The following is a 20,415-nucleotide window of genomic DNA, read 5'->3' on the forward strand; positions in this document are numbered from 1 at the left end:
TTTTGAAAAAACTATTCAAAATAATATTAAACACAATTCCAAGACCTCTATTAATTAGACTCAGCTATGTTATTAGACCAATATTGGTGCTCTATTTAAAAGGCAATAAATACACAGACCCAATTGATGGTAAAAGTTTTAAATCTTTTTTACCATATGGTTATGGCAAACAAAGACCCAATGTGCTCTCACCTTCTACGCTTTCTTTAGAAAGGCATAGATTATTGTGGTTGTATCTCAATAATGAAACTGATTTTTTTAAGGACGAAAAAAAAGTGCTTCATTTTGCTCCGGAGCAATGTTTTTTAAAACGTTTTAGAACACTTAAAAATATTTCCTACACAACTACTGATTTACTCTCTCCAATCGCAGATGTAAAAGCAGATATTTGTGACCTTCCGTTTGAAGATAACAGTTATGATGTAATTCTTTGTAACCATGTGTTAGAACATATCCCAGATGACACCAAAGCAATGCAAGAGTTATACAGAGTTATGAAACCTGGTGGTTACGGTGTTTTTCAGATTCCACAAGATTTAAATCGTGCTGAAACTTTTGAAGATAATACTATTACTGACAAAGCAGAACGTGCTAAAATTTTTGGACAATATGATCATGTACGCGTTTATGGTAGAGATTACTTTGACAAACTTCGCTCTGTAGGTTTTAAAGTTGAAGACATTGATTACACTGCTCAACTTTCAGAAGAAGATATTACAAAATACTGTTTAGCTAAAGGTGAAATTATTCCTGTGGTTTATAAATAAAAAAACAAAAATGACACAACAAATTATTATTGCAACAGGTGCCTTTTTTGGAATGTTATCTGTGATTTTTGGTGCTTTTGGCGCACATGCGTTAAAGAAAATTTTGTCTACGGATCAATTACATAGTTTTGAGGTTGGTGTTAAATACCAAATGTATCATGCCATAGTATTACTCGCATTAGGTCTTAATGCTAACGATATAACCTCAGCAACGTATTGGTGTTTCACAATCGGCATTACATTATTCTCTTTTAGTATTTATGGATTGATTCTATCTGATGCTAAAGGAAAGAAACTTCGTTTTTTAGGGCCTATTACACCAATTGGAGGATTATTATTGGTTGTAGGTTGGTTATTGGTATTGACCAATGCATTTTAAGAATAAATAAAGCACTTTCTATTCCTTGACTAACTCGAAGTTTACATTTAAACTATACTTGGAATAACAAAGTGTATTGTGAGCGCACTGGAATTCTAATAAACTATTCCGGAAAACCATTTAAACTTAAGGTCTGTAAGATTTTATCTTCATCTTCATAAATAAAATATGCTTTTAACTCAGGATGAGAGTTTAAAAACCAAGTAACCTTATCAATTCCCATAGCCTGAAAGGCAGTTGCGTACGCATCAGCCATCATACAATCTGGCGCAATAACAGAAACACTTAGAATATTTGTTTTTGTTGGATAACCCGTTTTTGTATTAATAATATGTGCATAGCGATTGCCGTTGTCATCAGTTCTAAACTTTCTGTAGGTTCCTGAAGTAGCCATACTTTCTTCTTTTAGAACAATAACTTTAGAGTATGATTGCTTACCATCAAAATTAGGGTCATCAATACCAACTGCCCAGCCCTTTTTGCTTTCTAAATTTAATCCTGATGTTCTTAAATCACCTCCTATGTCCACTAAATAATTATCAATTCCTTTAGATTCTAAAAAATTAGCAATAACATCAATTCCATAGCCTTTTGCTATAGCATTGAACTCGAGATAACTTTCTTGCTGCTTTTTAATATGTTTATCGACTATACCAACTTTGTTAAAACCGACAAATTTCATTAATCGATCTATGGTTGAGCTATCTGTTAAAAATTTATCCTTTTCTGCCCCAAAATTCCATGCGTTTACAACATTACCTATAGTTGGATCAAAAACACCTTCGGTTTTTCTGTAAATGATTTTTGAAGCTTTAAAAACATTTTCAAAATGATTATCAACTTTAGTGATTTCATTTCTATTAAGTTTAGATATATCAGAATCTGGAATGTAGGTAGAAAGCGATTTATTTACAACCGCAAACAAACTATCAAACTGTTTCTGATAATTAATATGGTCTTCAGAAAAATATTGAATATTATAACTGGTGCCGAAAACTTGACCAGAAAGTTTAGTGTTTTTAGGTTCTTGCTGACAAGAAAAAGTCAGAGCAATTAGAAATAGGTAAACGATTTTTTTCATAAGTTTAAATCTGATATCAACTGTATTAAGTCTTTCGCTTCTGATTAGAAATTAATTCAAATTCATATCTATAACTTGTACGCCATTATACTCAATTAGATATTCTTGATTTAAATACAATGGTAAATCTTCACCATCAGGATTTCCCAAACCAACACCAGCATATAATACTTTTGCTTCTTTTTCGTAAGCATGCTTTCTAAAGGTTTCCATCCAAACAATATCATAATTATTTGGGTTTTCAGGTAATATCACAGCTCTTACAACCACAAAAAAGTATTGACTATTCTTATCTAAACATACAAATTGTGGGTGACGTTTAAGCTTACTATTAATAGCTACAAATTCGAAACCACGAGACTCTAGGTCTTTACCAACGTGGTTCATTGCTAAGTTATGTAGTTCTTGAGGTGTAAGTGGTTTACTCATAATGCAAAGATACAAAGTTGCTATTTAAATCTCACAAACTTGGCACTTCCAAAAGTATAATTTGAAACAGAAATTTGGGCATCATCTTTTAATTGATACCACGGAGAAATAGTAGAGTCTTCTATGTTCTTTACCAAATGAACACTCTGTGCTGGTGTGTTACCTTGAAAAAGCAAGAATATTTTTTCACCATTTTCATTTACAGCTTCATCGCATATCATAACAATATGTCCTGGACTTCCACCTTTTATAAGCATATCTCCAATTTTTAAATCTTTAGATTCAATTGGTTTTAATTCATTGTGAAGAGATAAAGTACCAGAATACATGTAGATTAAATTTAAGTATTTATAAAAATTATCTTTAGACGAATTGGCATTTGTTGTTTTATGAAACGTTACTTTGTTTCCTTTTATTATTGGTCTATACCCTTCCGCATATTTTAACCAAGAGCAATAATGACCTGACGTAAAATTAAATCCTATTTCGTCTTTTCTATTATTGTCCCACAAATATTCACTTCGAACTCTTATTAATGCATCTGCACACTGTTGCAAACCATTTTTTGGTACAGGAATTTCTAAAACACCAACATGACCACCTTGCCAGAAATAGTTAGTATCATCATAATTTATAATTTTACTCCCAAATGCTTTCAACTTATAATTACGAAGGTATTCCTCAAAACTTCCTGATTTATATACTACCCTTTTAAAACCAATAGGAAGGTTAACTCTAGACCTAATAGTTAAACTATCCTTATCTATTAAATTTGGTATTTCAATAACAGCAGAAACAGTCTCTATAGCTTTCTTTACTGGCTTAAGTTGATAAGCCAACACTATAATAGTAAACAGTAGTAATAATAAGAGAAGTCCTTTTTTCATTTAGTAAGATAATGTTGCAACCATTAGTAATTTAAGTTCTAAACGTTACAAAATAATGATTTGTTATATAGTTCTTAAATTTACCAAAAATTCAATAGCTCAATGACTAGTAAACAACTAATCTTCAATCTTTGTTTGTGCCTGTTTATTCTATCCGTAAATTGCGAAAATAAAAGCCAATTACCAGACCCTTTACAAGCTGGATGGGACGGTAATGCTGTTTGTGAGGTTGTAGAAGAAAACCAAGAATTAAGAGTGCTTAAATGTACTTTTGAACCTAATATTGGGCATGAGGAACATTACCATAACCCACATTTTGGATATACACTCTCTGGTGGAAAGTTTAGAATAAAAGATAATTCTGGTACTAGAGAAGTTAATGTACCGACAGGTTATAGTTTTAGAAACGATGAAATCACCACACACGAGGTTTTAAATATTGGTAAAACGACTGCTGTGTTTTTGATTATGGAGTATAAATAATTTTTTCTTATCTTTTCTTGAAATAAGATTCTAAATATTATGACAACTTCGACTAGGTTTGAACGTGCCATTACAAAACTGTACAGCGCTTTTCATAATAAAACTTTAAATCCTGATGATTGCAAGGAATGCGCCGTTGGCAACATTTTAGATAACAAAGACCATTGGCAACACTTAACTGATAAACATGGTTCAATTACATTAAATTATGTTGGAAAGGTTCACCAGAATCTAGGAAGAAAATTAAATGGCTATACTCCAATAGAACTTCTTCAAATTGAAAGTGCTTTTTTAAAAGGTTGCGGGTATCACATGACTACTGATAACCGATTACATAAGCCAAAAACAATTAACAACTCTGTGCTTTTTGATGGGTTGTGTAAAGTAGTTGAAACACTGTGTATACTAGACAATATAAACAACATTATGGACTGCTCGCTCCTATTCAATTTTAAACCACAACAATTACAACTTCAAGACTCATAAATTCTTAAAATTATGTACATAAAAAAAGCCAACTCAATTGAGTTGGCTTTTTTATATATAATTGTAGATTATCCTCCAAAGTCATCAAATCTAATATGTTCATCCGGAATTCCGAAATCTTCACCCATTTTCTGAACCGCTTGGTTCATTAATGGCGGTCCACAGAAGTATAATTCAATATCTTCTGGTGAATCATGTTTAGATAAATACTGATCAATAACTACTTGGTGAATAAAACCGGTAAATCCATCTCCAGATTCATCGTTTACATCTTCTTTAAGTTTCCAGTTATCAGCTTCAGTTGGATCTGATAATGCAATAAAGAACTTAAAGTTCGGGAAATCTTTTTCTAAGGCTCTAAAATAGTGGATATAGAATAATTCTGCTTTAGAACGTCCTCCATACCAATATGTTACTTTACGACCTGTTTTTAATGTTCTAAATAATTCATACAAATGTGAACGCATTGGAGCCATACCAGCACCACCACCAACGTACAACATTTCAGAATCAGAATCATTTATAAAGAATTCGCCATAAGGTCCTGATATAGTAACTTTATCACCTATTTTCTGATTGAAAATATAAGAAGAAGCGACACCTGGATTTACATCCATCCAGCCACCTTTCTCTCTATCAAAAGGAGGAGTAGCAACACGAACGTTAAGCATAATTTTTCTTCCTTCAGCAGGATAAGAAGCCATAGAATACGCTCTTTCAACAAGCTCTTCATTCTTCATAACTAAAGGACGTAAACCAAATTTATCCCAATCTGCCTCAAATTTGTTTGGCTCTCCTGGATGATCTTCTGGATGTGCAGAAATATCCATGTCTGAATATTTAATTTCACAATTAGGAATTTCAATTTGAATATATCCACCAGCTTTATAATTCATATCTTCAGGAATTTCAACAACAAATTCCTTAATAAATGTAGCAACATTATAGTTTGAAACTACAGTTGCTTCCCATTTCTTAATTCCGAAAACTTCTTCTGGAATTGTAATTTCCATATCCTGCTTTACTTTTACCTGACAAGATAAACGTGCTCCATGAGCTAATTCTTTTCTAGTAAAGTGAGGAATCTCAGTAGGAAGTGCTTCTCCACCTCCAGATAAAACGTGACATTCACATTGAATACAAGTTCCACCACCACCACATGCAGATGGTAAGAAGATTTTTTGACTACCTAAAGTACTTAATAATGTACCTCCTGAACCAACTTCTATTTCACGCTCACCATTAATCAAAATCTTTACAGGTCCTGAAGGTGATAATTTCTGTTTTACAAATAATAATAGTGCTACTAACAATAATGTTACCAATAAAAAGGCTACAACTGTTGCGACTATAGTTCCGATTGTACTTGCGGCTAATATTATCATATCAATCAATTACTTGTTTGTATTTTCAGCTATTTCTAAGTCAGACTTAACTTTAGCATCTTCTTTTTTAATATCCTCTTTTATAACTTCTATTGCAGCAGAAGTTTCTTCTGGCTTAGCTTCTTCATCACCTCCAGTTAACATACCACCAAAGCTCATAAACCCAATTGCCATTAAACCAGTTATAATAAATGTAATACCTAAACCTCTTAAAGCTGGTGGTACATTACTATATCTAATTTTTTCTCTAATAGCTGCTATTGCTAAAATCGCTAAGAACCATCCAATACCAGAACCAATACCATAATTTAAGGCTAATCCTAATGTTGCTATTTCTCTAGACTGCATAAATAACGAACCACCTAAAATGGCACAGTTTACAGCAATTAAAGGTAAAAATATACCCAATGAGTTATATAATGATGGTGAAAATTTCTCAACTATAATTTCAACTAATTGTACCATAGTAGCAATCGTTGCAATAAACATAATAAAAGACAAGAAGCTTAAATCGTAGCTAGCATATTCTTCACCTAACCAAGATAATGCTCCGGGTTGTAATAAATACTGATCTAACAACCAGTTTAAAGGTACCGTAATTGCTAATACAAATATTACAGCAGCACCAAGACCAACAGCTGTTGATACTTTTTTAGATACAGCTAAGTAAGAACACATTCCTAAGAATGTTGCAAATACCATGTTATCTATAAATATCGATTTGAAAAATAATTCTATATGTTCCATATTTTTAAGTCTTAAGTTTGCAGTATAAAATCTTCAGATAGACATTTACTACAGACTATTGTTAGTCTTCTATTAATGCTTTGTTTCTACTACGTTGTATCCAAATAATAATACCTACAACTATTAATGCCATTGGAGATAATAACATAAAACCGTTATTTTCATAACCGATTGCATACAATCCTGTTTTTTCAATTGGGTCTCCTAAAACTTTAAATCCTAATAATGTACCAGAACCTAAAAGCTCTCTAAAGAATCCTACAATAATAAGTATTAAACCATAACCAGCAGCATTACCAATACCATCTAAAAATGACCTCCAAGGACCATTTCCTAATGCAAAGGCTTCAAAACGTCCCATGATAATACAGTTAGTAATAATCAATCCAACAAAAACCGAAAGTGTTTTACTTAGTTCATAAGCATAAGCTTTTAAAACTTGATCCACTATAATTACTAAAGCAGCAACAACTACAAGTTGCACAATAATTCTAATTTTTGAAGGAATAATATTTCTCATTAAAGAGATGACTACATTTCCTATTCCTAAAACAAATAATACAGAAACTGCCATTACAATAGAAGCTTTAAGCTCTGCTGTAATTGCTAATGCAGAACAGATACCAAGTACTTGAATAGTAATTGGGTTATTATCTGCTAATGGATCTAATATTAAATTGGCGTCTTTTTTTGATAAAAGTCCCATAAATTATTTTTTTAAAGTTTTAAAATAAGGCCAGTATAGCTTCAAATCTTTTTTGATCATTGCTGTAACACCATCACCAGTAATTGTAGCACCTGCAATCGCATCAACCTCGTTATCTGTTTTATCTAAATTTTTAGGATCAGCATTACCTTTTGCAACTGTAATTCCCTTAAAATTACCTGAAGCATCTAATAAATGTTCGCCTATAAAGTCGTCCATAAAAAAACGTTGCTTAATATTTGCTCCCAAACCAGGTGTTTCTCCTTTGTGGTCAAAATAAGCACCTTGTACAACCATGTTTTCATCCATTGCAACATAAGCCCAAATGGCATCCCAAAGACCTTTACCTCTTATTGGTGCGATATAAAATGTTTTACCATCCTTTTCTCCAACAAATAAAGGCAATCTTCTTGTTTCTCCAGATTTTGCTTTTGTTTGCTCCTTTTTTACATCAATTAAATAAGCTTGATTATTTTCTGAAGCACTTCCATTTTCAATTACTAATTGCTTTTGAATGTATTTTGAAAACTCACCAGCAACTTTATCCGTTGAAATAAAATTAGCACTTCCTTCTTCATTATCATTAACTCCCATTGCATACAGAATATTCTGCTGCTTTTCCATACGTTCGTTTTCCGTAATTGTAGGTTTTAAAGAAGCTGCTGTAAACGCTAATAAAGAACCTACGATTAATACCATTGCTATGGCAAAAATTATAGTATATGAATTTTTATCTGTTCTATTTTCCATCGTTATGCAACTTTAGCTTTTAAACGTTTCATTCTTTTCTTTACATTTCCTTGAACCACATAATGGTCAATTGTTGGTGCAAACACATTCATTAATAGAATAGCTAACATTACACCTTCTGGATATGCTGGGTTGAATACACGAATCATAATAGAAATAAATCCTACTAAGAAACCATATATCCACTTTCCTTTTGTTGTTTGAGATGCCGTTACAGGATCCGTTGCCATAAATACAGTACCAAAAGCAAAACCACCAATAAGTAAATGATGCCAAAATTCTGTACTCATTAACCCGTAGAATTTACTAGACTCTGTAATCCAACCTGAGCTCACAACTCCGTTGAAGATTAAACCCATTACTAAAGCACCTACTACAGATGAAAGCATAATTCTCCAACTTCCGATTTTAGTAAAGATTAAGAATAATGCACCTAATAATATTAATAGTGTAGAGGTTTCACCAACTGAACCAGGTATTAATCCGTAAAACATATCCATTACGTCATAGCCTACAGATTTCCCTTGAGCTAAACTACCTAATATTGTTTCTCCAGAAATAGCGTCTACATTTTGTCCTGCTGCAATTAACTGATCTTGTTCTACTGCTCCTTGTACCCAAACTTTATCACCAGACATCCATGTTGGATATGCAAAGAATAAGAAAGCACGGATTGTTAAAGCAGGATTAAGAATATTCATTCCTGTTCCTCCAAAAACTTCTTTACCAATAACAACACCAAAGGCAACTGCTACAGCTAACATCCATAAAGGTGTATCAATTGGTACAATTAATGGCACTAACATACCAGTAACTAAATACCCTTCTTCAACTTCGTGATTATTTTTCATAGCAAATAAAATCTCTATTGCTAATCCTACCACGTAAGATACGATTACTAATGGAATCACTTTCCAGAAACCAACTAAGAAGTTATCTAAAGTCCAGAACTCTGAACTTAAAAAACCACCTGTTGCTTGTTGAATTTCTCCAAAAGCTAAATAATGCTGATAACCAGCATTAAACATACCAAAGATTAAACAAGGAACCATTGCCATGATAACAGTGTTCATTGTACGCTTTAAATCATCGGCTGCTTTAATATGAGTTCCGTTATGAGTGGTCTCATTAGGCAAGAATAAAAAAGTATGAATTGCAGAAAACGCTGGCAACCACTTTTTATCTTTATTCTTCTCTTTAAAATTATGTAAATTTTGTTTTAAACCCATTATCCTATCTCTTTTAGCATTAAGTCTAATCCTTCTCTTATAATTTTTTGATGTGGTTGTTTAGACACACAAACAAATTCTGTTAATGCAAAATCTTCAGGTGCAACTTCGTACATACCTAAAGCTTCCATTTCATCTAAATCTTGATACATACAAGCTTTTAATATCTGCATTGGATATATATCTAATGGAAACACTTCTTCGTACGTTCCTGTTACAACAAATGCTCTATGCTCACCGTTTGTATTGGTAGTTAAATCGTATTTCTTTTTAGGATTTAACCATGAAAAAGTTAACGCTCTAGATGTAGAAATTTTATTAAATACTGGCTTATTCCATCCAAATAATTCGTAATCATTTCCTTCAGGTATCACAGTAATAACATTACTATAATAATCTAAATTACCATCTGGTCTTACTTGCTTCCCAGTTAATACATTTCCCGAAATTATACGGTCGTTACCATCTCTTTCAACACCATTATCATAAACCATAGTTGCAATTTCGGAACCTATCTTAGTTCTAAAATATCTAGGTTTTTTAACTGAAGAACCAGCTAAAGCTACAATACGTTCTGCATTAAACTTACCAGTTAATAATAGTTCTCCTATTATCACTAAGTCTTGTGCATTTACTGTCCAAACTGTTTCTCCTTTATTAACAGGACTCACCTTATTAATTAAAGTACCTACGTTACCAGAAGGATGTGGCCCTGAAATTTTATGAGTTGTTGCGTTATCTAAATTCGCTAAAGGTGAATTGGAGTTTTTACCAACTGAAACATGTACACTACCTTCTGTTAATTTAGATAATGCCGTAACTGCAGCTTGTAATTCTGCTTCTTTACCAGCCAATGTAAAATCTAAATCAGCAGCTAAGGGCGCACTTGCATAACCAGAAACAAAAATAGCTTTTGGATTGCTGTTTGCATTTGCAACAACATCGTAAGGACGTTGTTTTATAAATGACCAACAACCTGAAGCCAATAAATGTGCTTTGGTTTTTTCAGCGTCAGATGCTAAATCAAACTTACCGAAATCAACGTAGGTTTGCTCTTTATCTGCTACAATTTTAATAGCGTCTATGCGACGTCTTGGTCCACGTTGTACCTCTGTAATCTCACCAGAAACGGGTGAAACAAACTTCATAGCCTCATTATCTTTATTGTAAAATAAAGTTTCACCTGCTTTTACACGAGTGCCTTCTTTGGCTACTAATTTCGGAATAATACTGTGGAAGTCTTCAGGTCTTATAGAATAGGAATTACTTATTATAGCATTTTCCGTTGCTTTCTCGGCTTCGCCGATTAGCTTTATATCTAAACCCTTTTTAATTCTGATGTCTTTTGACATATACTAAAGATTAGTTATCTAAAAATCCGTGCAAATTTACGAATTAATGCTGAAAAATGGCTCAAAATATCGCTTCTTTTTTATTTGTAATCATTATAAATAAGCATCGTGTTTTATGGGCATGAATTTTGATTATCTTTACATCTCGCACAATATCTATGATGAAAAAAAATATTTTTAACCTTATTTTACTCATAATTATACCAACAGCAATGCTTTCTCAAGTTGCTAAAGAAGTGAATCCACCAGATTTTATAAAGACAATTACATTTAATAGTAACACAACTCAAGGGCAACTTCCTATATTAAAACTAGGAGAAACATTAGGCTTAGAGTTTGACGCTTTAACTGCAGACGAAGAAGATTTTTATTATGTGATTGAACATTTTGAATTTGACTGGACACCTTCAAGCCTAGTAAAGGCTGAATATCTTAAAGGTCTAGATAACCAAAGAATATTAACATACGAGAATTCGTTTAATACGTATCAAATATACTCTCATTACAACCTAACCATACCAAATACCCATACCCTTGCTTTACTAAAAAGTGGCAACTACATGATTTCTATTTATGATGATTATGATGAATTAATGTTCAGCAGAAAATTTATGATCTATGAAGATATTGCTAATGTTGGCGTAAGTATAAAACGTTCTAGAGACGTTAAATTAATATCAGAAAAGCAATCAGTAGATATGGTTATTTCTACAGACGGGATGAATTTAAATAACCCTTTAGAAACAATAAAAACATTAATTATCCAGAATAACAACCTCAATACCACAATTTCAAATCTAAAGCCGCAATACACTTTAGGCAACGAACTTATATATCGTTATGACACAGAATCTGCTTTTTGGGGAGGTAATGAATATTGGAATTATGAAAACAAAGACGTAAGAGCTGCAAATGTTGGCGTTCAATTTATTGAACTCAAAGACCTTTACAATAATTATCTTTATACTAATATATCTCGAAAAGACAAACCATACACTTATAATCCTGATATTAATGGAAACTTCTTAGTAACCGCAATAGATAGTGAGAACGTAGATGTTGAAGCCGACTACACTATGGTTCATTTTTCATTATTGCAAGACGAAATTAAAAATAAAGACATTCATATTTATGGTAATTTTAATGCTTTCGCTATTGACCCCTTAACTAAAATGGAATACAATTCTGAAAGACAACATTACGAGAAAGTACTACTTTTAAAACAAGGTTTTTATAATTATAAGTATGTTGTTGTAGACAGAGCATCTGGTGCAATTGACGAAGGAGCCATAAGTGGCAACTTTTGGCAAACCGAAAACAACTACAAAGTACTAGTTTACTACAAAGACCTTGGATCTCGTTATGATCGACTAATTGGTTATGGTGAAGCATCTTCAACAAATATTTCTAATTAATTCTGAAAGCTTTTTTAAATAAGCTAGACTATATCACTTCTATAGTCAATATTCTTTAAACGTTTTTTAAAATGCAAAATGACATTACCCTATTCTCTGAATTATGCGACACGCTTTTTGAAGCAGAAACTAATCAGCCAGTTGCTAATCCAATTCCGACTTCAGAGTTGTATCAACAATTAGATTTATCACTAAATAGTAATGGTGTCATTGATGAAGACTTAAAGACTATTTTAAAAGACATCATAAAAAGCACACCTAAGACAGCTTCAAAATCATTTTTTAATCAACTTTTTGGAGGTAGAATCGGTAAGGCAGCATTAGGCGATTTATTGGCCGTAATGTTTAACAATAGCATGTATACCTATAAAGTAGCAGGACCTCATGTTGGTATAGAAAAGCAAGTGATTCATAATATTTGCGAATTAGCAGGTTATTCAATAGACAGTGATGGAACGTTTGCGCCTGGTGGCTCTATGAGTAACATGATGGCATTAATTATGGCCAGAGACTTTAAAAACGCATCAATTAGAGCTGAAGGACTTTCACAATCAATGACATTGTACACGTCTAGAGAATCACATTATTCCATTTCTAAAAATGCAGCATTAACTGGTATTGGTAGAAATCAAGTTAGATTAGTAAATACTAATAACAAAGGTGAAATGCTTGCCGAACATTTAGACAAACTGATTCAGAAAGATTTAATTGACGGACACATACCTTTCTTTGTGAATTCTACTGCTGGCACAACCGTACTTGGAGCATTTGATAATAACGAAGCAATTAGTAAAATCTGTAAAAAACACAATCTTTGGTTACATGTTGATGGTGCTTATTGTGGTGGTGTTATTTTTAGTAAAAAACACAAACACTTAATTAAAGGATTAGAACATTCAGACTCATTTAGTGTTAACGCACATAAAATGTTAGGTACACCTTTAAGTTGTTCCATTATAGTGACACAACATAAAGAACAGCTACATCATTCGTTTTCTAATGAGGCAGATTACTTATACCAAACTGATGGCGATGATTTCAATTTAGGTAAAACCTCACTACAATGTGGACGTAGAAATGATGCTCTTAAAATATGGACACTTTGGAAATCTGTAGGAACTAGCGGTTTAGAAAAAATAGTAAACAAGCAATTTAAAATGGCGCAAATCGCTAGAGACTATATTAACAATCATAAAGACTATACGCTTTACAGTTTTGAAGATTCTATTTCAGTGTGTTTTAATTACAAAAGCATTTCTGCAAATAAGCTTTGCACCACCTTATATAAGAACTCAGAACTGATGGTAGGCTTTGGAAATTTTAACAATCAAGAGTTTATAAGAATGGTAACCATTAATACTTTGATAGAAAAACAAGATGTTTTTCACTTTTTTGATATTTTAGAAGCGTCCGCCGAAGCGATTTGTTAAAAATTGCGACCACTTAACCGAATTATAATGTTTCATTCATAAATTATGTTACTTTAGCATAGATCAATATATTAAAGCTATGGTACAACAAGTTACAAGCGGAATTAAAATATCTGTAGAAACCAATTTTGAAGGTACGTTTTATAAAAACTATAAAGTGCACTTTGCATTTGGCTACAAAGTAACTATTGAAAATCAAAGTAAAGACTCGGTACAATTAAACACCAGGCATTGGAGAGTTCTAGATGCTTTAAACAATGAAGAAATTATTGAAGGTGAAGGTGTTATTGGTAAGAAACCTGTTTTAAAACCAGGAGAATCTCACACTTACAATTCGGGTTGTCTTTTAACATCTCCTTTTGGTGCTATGCAAGGTCATTATAATATGGTTAACTTATCTAAAACTAATAAGTTTAAAGTTTATATTCCTTCTTTTAAATTAAGTGCGCCTTTTGCGCTTAACTAAAATTAATAGTCTTTTACAAAATTGAATCTAAATTGCTTGGAACCTTGCTCTACACAAAAGAACAAGCAATTAGACGGATGCAAAAATTGATACTCGTCGGTTATATCAAAACCTTCTGAATCTATCTGATAAATCCTATCACAATCTATATTGCCATATGGTGAAACGCGTCTAAATCTAAATTCGATTTCATTAGCTAAATCATGCAATTCAAACCAAGCTCCTGCTCCAATACCATCTAACCATTGAGCATGCTTTGCAATTCCACTTACAACTTTAGGTTTTAAATTGCCTATTAAGTTAGGTTCATACCCTTTTAGGCCATCTAAAAAACAACGTCTGTTTTCAGACTTAGAAGTTGATGTAAATTCCATTATATCTCCTAATTCAGATACTTCATAAACCATAGATTCTGTAGCTGCAATTTCTACATTACCAACTGTACTTGGCGTAAAACGTTTAGATTTAATTAATTTCTTCCTTTTCTTTTTATCGTTTATTGAACTGATTAAGGTATCTGTTACAAAACGAGAGCAGTTACTCCCATTCTTTAAGAATGCACCATAACGGACAAACGTTTTCTGCTGTAATTGCATTATAAATGCTTTTGCTAAGTCATAATTTATTACCGAACAAACTGAGGCAACAAGTTTACCATCTCCATGAGTTAACTCTGGATTTGTAGCAAGAAAGCTTAAAATGGCATCTAAATTAGTTATGCTCCCATCACTAATCTTTGCGGTTAATGGAAAATCTAATTCATTATCAGTTCTTTTACCTCTAACGCGACCATAACCTTTTGGAGACGTGTATCTGCCAAAATCAAAATACTCTAAATTACCAGTCTGTTTATCTATGAGCACTAATGCTGCATGACCTGCACGTACATAATTTTCACAACCAATGTTTATATATTTTAAATATGGCACCAACTTTTCATCCGAAATCCTAACAATCGTATCCGGATAAGCAAGTGAAATAATAAAAGCATCGTTTTTAGACATAGACAAAAAGTCGAATTTAAAAGGCGCAACTTACAAAATTTATTATTTCAACCTTCACACAACAATAACCTTTCAAATAAAAAATCTCTTAAAATATCGTACCTTTGCACTTTCAAAATTCAAACTTAAAAAAACAAATATATTATGGGAAAAGGATTCTTTAATGTACCTGTAGCAGTCAATGAGCCTGTAAAGTCTTATGCTCCTGGTTCACCAGAACGCGAAGCTGTTCAAGAAACATATAAAACCATGTTTAACAGCAAAGTTGAAGTCCCTATGTACATCAACGGAAAAGACGTAAAAACTGGAAATACCAGAACAATGTCTCCTCCACATGACCACAAACATATTGTAGGAGAATATCATATAGCGGAACAAAAACATGTTGAAGAAGCTATTTCTACAGCTTTAGAAGCGCGTAAATCTTGGTCGCAAATGCCATGGGAACAGCGTGCTGGAATTTTCTTAAAAGCTGCGGAATTAATTGCTGGTCCTTACAGAGCAAAAATTAATGCTGCAACTATGATTGCACAATCTAAAACAGTTCACCAAGCAGAAATTGATGCCGCTTGTGAGTTTATTGATTTCTTACGTTTTAATGTTCAGTTTATGACTGACATTTACATGGAGCAACCAGAAAGCACAAGTGATGCCTGGAACCGTGTAGAATATAGACCTCTTGAAGGTTTTACATATGCAGTGACACCTTTTAACTTTACAGCTATTGCAGGAAACTTACCAGCTTGTATGGCATTAATGGGTAATGTTGTAGTTTGGAAGCCTAGTGATAGCCAAATATACTCTGCAAAAGTAATCATGGACATTTTTAAAGAAGCTGGTGTTCCAGATGGTGTTATTAATGTTGTTTTTGGTGATCCTGTAATGATTACAAAAACAGTATTATCTAGTCCTGATTTTTCTGGTTTACATTTCACTGGTTCCACTTTCATCTTTAAAGAACTTTGGAAACAAATAGGAAACAATATCCATAACTATAAAACCTACCCAAAAATTGTTGGAGAAACTGGAGGGAAAGATTTTATCGTTGCTCATAAATCTGCAGTACCAAAACAAGTAGCCACTGCAATTTCTCGTGGAGCTTTTGAATTTCAAGGTCAAAAATGTAGTGCTGCTTCTAGAGCTTATATTCCTAGTAATATTTGGGAAGAAGTAAAAAACTATGTAATTGAAGATGTCAACTCTTTTAAACAAGGATCACCAGAAGACATGAGCAACTTTGTTACTGCTGTTATCCATGAAGGTTCTTTTGATAAACTAGCTAAATATATTGATGCAGCCAAAGCTGCTGATGATGCAGAAATCATTGTTGGTGGAGGTTACGATAAATCTAAAGGTTACTTTATAGAACCTACGGTAATCGTTACTACAAATCCAAAATATGATACTATGTCTACAGAATTATTTGGACCTGTTATGACTATTTACGTTTATAATGAAAACGAATTTTCAGAAACTTTAAAATTAGTGGACGAAACAAGCGAATATGCTTTAACAGGTGCTATTTTATCGACTTGTCGTTACGCTGTTGAAGAGGCGACTAAAGCTTTACAAAATTGTGCAGGTAACTTCTACATTAACGATAAACCAACAGGAGCCGTTGTAGGTCAACAACCGTTTGGTGGTGCAAGAGCATCTGGAACTAATGATAAAGCAGGTAGTGCTCAAAACTTATTACGTTGGGTATCTCCAAGATTAATAAAAGAAACTTTTGTAACTCCTGTAGATTACAGATATCCTTTCTTGGGATAATATTTTCTTATATTTTAAATATTAAATCCTTAGAAGTGAAAATTTCTAAGGATTTTTTTATGTTTAAAAATTGGTGAAAATTTTCAAATTGAAACATAGAAAAGCCTGAACAATATTTATTGACCAGGCTTTTCTATTATTTTATTTACAAATGATTATTCGTATGCCTTATCTTCATCAACATGAGCAAACTGCGAATTTTTAGCAGAATTATTAGAATCTACTACAATAGCAGCAATACTTAAATTATCAACAACATAATTAGAAGGCACTGTGATTGTAAACGATGTAATATATTCGGTTAAAGCACCTGTAACAGGAATTTCATCACCTAATACACTAGACAGCGAATTTCTTAAAACTTCATTATGTTCAAAACTAGAAATTACATCTCCCAAATTATAAAAAGGACTTGTACTGTCTTCATTATAATAATTAACCTGACCGTTAATGATTCCATCTTCTAACAAATACACAACAAGTTTATCGCCTAAAATAGAACCTTCTTCGTATACCACATTAACTTGTACTGTTAATTCGCTTCCATCTAATTCAGAATTAATTGCTAAAGCTAAATTAGTCTCTAAACCAGCCATACTCGTAATATCACTATTAGGATGCGGATTTTGCCAATCTGTATTTCTATCTATTCTAGCCGCAGGAAAACCTTCAACATTAAAAGCATCTTTTAAAATTTGAACCTGATCAAAATGCATTGGGTCATCAAAACTGTTTGCTGTTTCATGTATAGCAATAACTGTAATATCATCTGTTTCTTGATGTAAAGAAGTCAATGCCGCAGAAACTCTTGGACAAAAACCACACCATGTACCAGTATAATCTTCTACAACAATTTTACGCTTAGGTATAATAACACTAAAACTTTCAGTATTTGTAGTTACCTCAACACCATCTTCCATGTAAACGCCATAAACTTCAAAATCTCCAATAGCACTAGATGAAAAAGAAGAACCAACTACAGCCTCTCCATCTACATAAAATGTAGCTAAATCAGTTACATCCACTCCTGCCTCATTTAATATTCTAAATGGAATATCTTGATTAATTAACGAAGCCTTTCTTACCAATTTGTCTACACTTATTTGTGCTGTTGGTGTTGTCAAAGGCACATTCTCTTCTGTTTTACTGCAAGAAGCGATAACGATAAAAATTAATAGTAAAAATAACTTTGGCATTTTTTTTGAAATCATAGCAACTGTATTGTTTTCTGCTAAATTAATTAATTTTTAGAACAACTATACATTTGACAAAAATTTAACTAATATTGTGTAACAAAATCTAAAAATTTAATAATGAAAAAACTAATTTTAATTTTTTGCTTAGGTTTATTTAGCTTTAATGCAACAGCTCAGAATGATCTTCCGAATGTAGATTTAACTTCTATGGAAGGTAAAACTTTAAACCTAAAAGACGCAATCAACAAAGATGGTATTACCATTGTTTCGCTTTGGGCAACTTGGTGCGTTCCTTGTTTAAAAGAATTAGATGCGATTAATGATGTTTATGAAGAATGGCAAGACGAAACTGATGTAGAACTTTTAGCCGTATCTGTTGACGATAGTAGAACTGTAAAACGAGTAAAATCTTTAGTAAATGGTAAAGATTGGGATTACACTGTTTTATTAGATACTAATAGTGAATTAAAACGTGCTTTAAATGCATCTAGCATACCATTAACTATTTTAGTGAAAGATGGCAAAATAGTATACGAGCATTCTGGCTACAGTCCTGGTGCCGAATCAGAATTATTTGAAAAAATAAAAGAGCTTTCTAAAGACTAACTACTTATCCCTTACCGCTAATAACCAATTTATGATGAAAAAATTAATCATTCTAGCTACGCTATTTGCAAATCTGTATATAATAAATGCGCAAGAAACAGGCAATTTTTATGGTGGATTAGAATCTAATTCGCAATGGCTACAAACAGACACAGGCATTAACTTCTTAGCACCAGATGATCAATTTAGGGCAAATAATTATGTGTTATTAAATTATAACCTTGGCAACTTTACGGCAGGTGTTCAATTTGAATCTTATTTACCTTCAGCATTATTAGGTTATGACCCTATTTTTGATAATCAAAACGAAGTTGCTACTTACTATTTTAACTATAAAGACGAAAGCCTTGATGTAACAGGTGGATATTTTTATGATCAGTTTGGAAGCGGATTAATTTTAAGATCTTGGGAAGACAGACAACTAGGCCTAAACAATGCCTTAAAAGGATTAAATATAAAATTCAACGCTACTAAAGATTTAAGCCTAAAAGCTGTTTTTGGAAAACAACGTCATGGTTTTGAAGAGTCTGCAGGAACTATACAAGGTATAGATGCAGATTTAAACTTAAGCGGAGCCTTAAATATTGAAGGTATTGACATACAACTTGGAGGAAGCTACGTTGCAAGAAACCAAGACACTAATGGTAACGAAGCTTTACCATCTACAGTAGGTGCTTACGGTGGACGATTAGATTTTATTTTAGATAATTTCTACGCAGGTGTTGAAGCGATTATAAAAGACCCAGACGCTATTGCAAATGAAGGTGTATTATCATCTAATAAACTTTATGACGGAACGGCGCTACAAGTAAATGCTGGCTATGCTAAAAAAGGATTAGGTATTAATGCTACTTTTAGAAGATTAGAAAATTTTAGTTTTTATTCTGATCGTTTTGCAGAAGGTAACGTCTACAATCAACAAGTACTTAATTATGTACCTGGTCTTACCAAGCAGCAAGATTATTTACTAACTAACATTTATGTTTATAATGCACAGCCAAGATTAATCATTGAATCTTTTGATCAACGCTCTGGTGAAGTTGGTACACAATTCGATTTATACTATTCCTTTAAAAAAGGAACAAAATTGGGCGGAAAATATGGTACAAAACTAGCCGCTAATTTCTCATACTGGGGCGGATTAGATGCTGAATATAATATTGAAAACAAGTGGTATAAAGCGAAGTTTATTGGTAAAGGTCATCAACTTTTTAGAGATTTTAATCTAGAAATAAAAAAGAAATGGTCTAAAAAATGGAGTTCTGTACTTACCTATCAAAATGTATTAGTAGATAAAGGCGTTGTAGAAGGCGGTCCATTAGGAAATAAATCTATCCTTGCTAATATTGGAGTGCTTGAATCTACCAGACGATTTGATAACGGAAAAGCATTACGTTTAGTTGCACAACATTTATGGAGTGAAGATGACCGCAAAAATTGGGCAGCTGGTGTTATAGAATATAATTTCTCTACACGATTAGCCGCTTATGCTGCAGACAATTGGAACTATGGAGGTACCAATGAAACACACTATTATAGTATTGGAGGAAGCTATAGCAAAGGCAACACGAGATTAGGTTTAAACTATGGAAGACAACGTGGTGGCTTAATTTGTATTGGAGGTGTTTGTAGATTTGTACCCGAAAATACAGGTCTTAGCGCAAACCTTACCGTGGCTTTTTAGATATAACCCAAAAAAATGTACTTAAACGATATTTAAAAATAAATATCGTTTTTTTTATGCCATAACTTTGTCTTATTTAAGCATTTGGTTATCTTGAAGGATCAATTTTAACAAACCACTAATTAATTCAACGAACTATGATTAAAAAAATTACCCTCACTTT

21 protein-coding genes are annotated in these 20,415 nt (G+C 32.6%); 10 read left to right on the top strand and 11 right to left on the bottom strand.

The features are described 5' to 3' along the window. Positions 1–2: 2 nt before the first annotated feature. Both Q0807_RS03745 and Q0807_RS03750 read left to right on the top strand, forming a co-directional pair. Positions 3–767 carry a class I SAM-dependent methyltransferase gene (locus Q0807_RS03745; protein ID WP_299106547.1) on the top strand — a complete coding sequence of 255 codons (765 nt, stop codon included), beginning with the start codon at positions 3–5 and terminating at the stop codon, positions 765–767. A 10-nt stretch (positions 768–777) separates the two neighbouring features. Next, positions 778–1,146 (top strand): DUF423 domain-containing protein, encoded by a 369-nt coding sequence (locus Q0807_RS03750; protein WP_299106549.1) that lies wholly within the window; start codon positions 778–780, stop codon positions 1,144–1,146. Between the two features lie 103 nt (positions 1,147–1,249). On the opposite strand, the gene Q0807_RS03755 is transcribed toward Q0807_RS03750, so the two are convergent. The 3 genes from Q0807_RS03755 to Q0807_RS03765 are packed head-to-tail and all read right to left on the bottom strand — an operon-like array spanning position 1,250 to position 3,543. After that, positions 1,250–2,227, bottom strand: a complete 978-nt coding sequence (locus tag Q0807_RS03755) for an FAD:protein FMN transferase (RefSeq protein ID WP_299106551.1) — start codon at positions 2,225–2,227, stop codon at positions 1,250–1,252. A gap of 51 nt (positions 2,228–2,278) precedes the next feature. Further along, complete coding sequence (locus tag Q0807_RS03760; protein WP_299106553.1) at positions 2,279–2,656, bottom strand: Na(+)-translocating NADH-quinone reductase subunit F; 378 nt, start codon at positions 2,654–2,656, stop codon at positions 2,279–2,281. Positions 2,657–2,676: 20 nt separating this feature from the next. Further along, on the bottom strand, positions 2,677–3,543 hold the full coding sequence (locus tag Q0807_RS03765; RefSeq protein ID WP_299106555.1) for a DUF4846 domain-containing protein: 867 nt from the start codon (positions 3,541–3,543) through the stop codon (positions 2,677–2,679). Between the two features lie 102 nt (positions 3,544–3,645). On the opposite strand from Q0807_RS03765, the gene Q0807_RS03770 reads away from it, so the two are divergent. Continuing rightward, on the top strand, positions 3,646–4,026 hold the full coding sequence (locus Q0807_RS03770; RefSeq protein WP_299106558.1) for a cupin domain-containing protein: 381 nt from the start codon (positions 3,646–3,648) through the stop codon (positions 4,024–4,026). A 39-nt stretch (positions 4,027–4,065) separates the two neighbouring features. Continuing rightward, positions 4,066–4,512 (top strand): Na(+)-translocating NADH-quinone reductase subunit F, encoded by a 447-nt coding sequence (locus Q0807_RS03775; protein ID WP_299106560.1) that lies wholly within the window; start codon positions 4,066–4,068, stop codon positions 4,510–4,512. Between the two features lie 68 nt (positions 4,513–4,580). Here Q0807_RS03775 and nqrF read toward each other — a convergent pair whose 3' ends face one another. From nqrF to Q0807_RS03805, 6 genes are all read right to left on the bottom strand, one after another. Next, the gene (gene nqrF, locus Q0807_RS03780; protein WP_299106980.1) at positions 4,581–5,894 is read right to left on the bottom strand and encodes an NADH:ubiquinone reductase (Na(+)-transporting) subunit F; all 1,314 of its coding nucleotides are present in this window, start codon (positions 5,892–5,894) and stop codon (positions 4,581–4,583) included. Between the two features lie 12 nt (positions 5,895–5,906). Then, positions 5,907–6,644 (bottom strand): NADH:ubiquinone reductase (Na(+)-transporting) subunit E, encoded by a 738-nt coding sequence (nqrE, locus tag Q0807_RS03785; protein WP_299106563.1) that lies wholly within the window; start codon positions 6,642–6,644, stop codon positions 5,907–5,909. Between the two features lie 61 nt (positions 6,645–6,705). Then, positions 6,706–7,350 carry an NADH:ubiquinone reductase (Na(+)-transporting) subunit D gene (locus Q0807_RS03790; RefSeq protein WP_157362827.1) on the bottom strand — a complete coding sequence of 215 codons (645 nt, stop codon included), beginning with the start codon at positions 7,348–7,350 and terminating at the stop codon, positions 6,706–6,708. 3 nt (positions 7,351–7,353) lie between these two features. Further along, positions 7,354–8,100 (bottom strand): Na(+)-translocating NADH-quinone reductase subunit C, encoded by a 747-nt coding sequence (locus tag Q0807_RS03795; RefSeq protein ID WP_299106570.1) that lies wholly within the window; start codon positions 8,098–8,100, stop codon positions 7,354–7,356. A gap of 2 nt (positions 8,101–8,102) precedes the next feature. Continuing rightward, the gene (locus tag Q0807_RS03800) at positions 8,103–9,329 is read right to left on the bottom strand and encodes an NADH:ubiquinone reductase (Na(+)-transporting) subunit B (RefSeq protein ID WP_299106573.1); all 1,227 of its coding nucleotides are present in this window, start codon (positions 9,327–9,329) and stop codon (positions 8,103–8,105) included. After that, entirely contained in the window at positions 9,329–10,681 is a 1,353-nt protein-coding gene (locus Q0807_RS03805) for a Na(+)-translocating NADH-quinone reductase subunit A (RefSeq protein ID WP_299106575.1), read from the bottom strand. The genes Q0807_RS03800 and Q0807_RS03805 overlap by 1 nt, the downstream gene beginning before the upstream one ends. Positions 10,682–10,842: 161 nt before the next feature. On the opposite strand from Q0807_RS03805, the gene Q0807_RS03810 reads away from it, so the two are divergent. From Q0807_RS03810 to apaG, 3 genes are all read left to right on the top strand, one after another. Further along, the gene (locus Q0807_RS03810) at positions 10,843–12,096 is read left to right on the top strand and encodes a DUF5103 domain-containing protein (RefSeq protein ID WP_299106577.1); all 1,254 of its coding nucleotides are present in this window, start codon (positions 10,843–10,845) and stop codon (positions 12,094–12,096) included. Positions 12,097–12,167: 71 nt separating this feature from the next. Next, positions 12,168–13,526: a pyridoxal-dependent decarboxylase gene (locus tag Q0807_RS03815; protein ID WP_299106579.1), complete on the top strand. Its 1,359-nt coding sequence runs from the start codon at positions 12,168–12,170 to the stop codon at positions 13,524–13,526. A 79-nt stretch (positions 13,527–13,605) separates the two neighbouring features. After that, on the top strand, positions 13,606–13,992 hold the full coding sequence (apaG, locus tag Q0807_RS03820) for a Co2+/Mg2+ efflux protein ApaG (RefSeq protein ID WP_299106582.1): 387 nt from the start codon (positions 13,606–13,608) through the stop codon (positions 13,990–13,992). Between the two features lie 2 nt (positions 13,993–13,994). Here the strand turns inward: apaG and Q0807_RS03825 are convergent, their stop codons facing one another. Next, positions 13,995–14,996 (bottom strand): DUF6695 family protein, encoded by a 1,002-nt coding sequence (locus Q0807_RS03825; RefSeq protein WP_299106585.1) that lies wholly within the window; start codon positions 14,994–14,996, stop codon positions 13,995–13,997. 144 nt (positions 14,997–15,140) lie between these two features. On the opposite strand from Q0807_RS03825, the gene pruA reads away from it, so the two are divergent. Beyond that, entirely contained in the window at positions 15,141–16,766 is a 1,626-nt protein-coding gene (gene pruA, locus Q0807_RS03830; protein ID WP_299106588.1) for an L-glutamate gamma-semialdehyde dehydrogenase, read from the top strand. 155 nt (positions 16,767–16,921) lie between these two features. Here pruA and Q0807_RS03835 read toward each other — a convergent pair whose 3' ends face one another. Continuing rightward, positions 16,922–17,977 (bottom strand): Omp28-related outer membrane protein, encoded by a 1,056-nt coding sequence (locus tag Q0807_RS03835; protein WP_299106590.1) that lies wholly within the window; start codon positions 17,975–17,977, stop codon positions 16,922–16,924. 102 nt (positions 17,978–18,079) lie between these two features. Here Q0807_RS03835 and Q0807_RS03840 point away from each other — a divergent pair, with 102 nt between their 5' ends. Then, positions 18,080–18,568: a TlpA disulfide reductase family protein gene (locus Q0807_RS03840; protein WP_299106592.1), complete on the top strand. Its 489-nt coding sequence runs from the start codon at positions 18,080–18,082 to the stop codon at positions 18,566–18,568. A 31-nt stretch (positions 18,569–18,599) separates the two neighbouring features. Then, positions 18,600–20,252 (top strand): DUF6029 family protein, encoded by a 1,653-nt coding sequence (locus Q0807_RS03845; protein WP_299106594.1) that lies wholly within the window; start codon positions 18,600–18,602, stop codon positions 20,250–20,252. Positions 20,253–20,415 lie beyond the last annotated feature (163 nt).

The organism is uncultured Winogradskyella sp., assembly GCF_947495255.1.
Lineage (GTDB): Bacteria > Bacteroidota > Bacteroidia > Flavobacteriales > Flavobacteriaceae > Winogradskyella.

Bases quoted from the DNA above. Each gene is read 5' to 3' on its own strand.
- Q0807_RS03825 (WP_299106585.1), bottom strand. From the start codon at position 14,996: ATGTCTAAAAACGATGCTTTTATTATTTCACTTGCTTATCCGGATACG.
- Q0807_RS03770 (WP_299106558.1), top strand. From the start codon at position 3,646: ATGACTAGTAAACAACTAATCTTCAATCTTTGTTTGTGCCTGTTTATT.
- nqrE (WP_299106563.1), bottom strand. From the start codon at position 6,644: ATGGAACATATAGAATTATTTTTCAAATCGATATTTATAGATAACATG.
- Q0807_RS03840 (WP_299106592.1), top strand. From the start codon at position 18,080: ATGAAAAAACTAATTTTAATTTTTTGCTTAGGTTTATTTAGCTTTAAT.
- Q0807_RS03835 (WP_299106590.1), bottom strand. From the start codon at position 17,977: ATGATTTCAAAAAAAATGCCAAAGTTATTTTTACTATTAATTTTTATC.
- Q0807_RS03845 (WP_299106594.1), top strand. From the start codon at position 18,600: ATGATGAAAAAATTAATCATTCTAGCTACGCTATTTGCAAATCTGTAT.
- Q0807_RS03810 (WP_299106577.1), top strand. From the start codon at position 10,843: ATGAAAAAAAATATTTTTAACCTTATTTTACTCATAATTATACCAACA.
- Q0807_RS03790 (WP_157362827.1), bottom strand. From the start codon at position 7,350: ATGGGACTTTTATCAAAAAAAGACGCCAATTTAATATTAGATCCATTA.
- Q0807_RS03795 (WP_299106570.1), bottom strand. From the start codon at position 8,100: ATGGAAAATAGAACAGATAAAAATTCATATACTATAATTTTTGCCATA.
- Q0807_RS03815 (WP_299106579.1), top strand. From the start codon at position 12,168: ATGCAAAATGACATTACCCTATTCTCTGAATTATGCGACACGCTTTTT.
- pruA (WP_299106588.1), top strand. From the start codon at position 15,141: ATGGGAAAAGGATTCTTTAATGTACCTGTAGCAGTCAATGAGCCTGTA.
- Q0807_RS03800 (WP_299106573.1), bottom strand. From the start codon at position 9,329: ATGGGTTTAAAACAAAATTTACATAATTTTAAAGAGAAGAATAAAGAT.
- Q0807_RS03755 (WP_299106551.1), bottom strand. From the start codon at position 2,227: ATGAAAAAAATCGTTTACCTATTTCTAATTGCTCTGACTTTTTCTTGT.
- Q0807_RS03765 (WP_299106555.1), bottom strand. From the start codon at position 3,543: ATGAAAAAAGGACTTCTCTTATTATTACTACTGTTTACTATTATAGTG.
- apaG (WP_299106582.1), top strand. From the start codon at position 13,606: ATGGTACAACAAGTTACAAGCGGAATTAAAATATCTGTAGAAACCAAT.
- Q0807_RS03760 (WP_299106553.1), bottom strand. From the start codon at position 2,656: ATGAGTAAACCACTTACACCTCAAGAACTACATAACTTAGCAATGAAC.
- Q0807_RS03805 (WP_299106575.1), bottom strand. From the start codon at position 10,681: ATGTCAAAAGACATCAGAATTAAAAAGGGTTTAGATATAAAGCTAATC.
- Q0807_RS03750 (WP_299106549.1), top strand. From the start codon at position 778: ATGACACAACAAATTATTATTGCAACAGGTGCCTTTTTTGGAATGTTA.
- Q0807_RS03775 (WP_299106560.1), top strand. From the start codon at position 4,066: ATGACAACTTCGACTAGGTTTGAACGTGCCATTACAAAACTGTACAGC.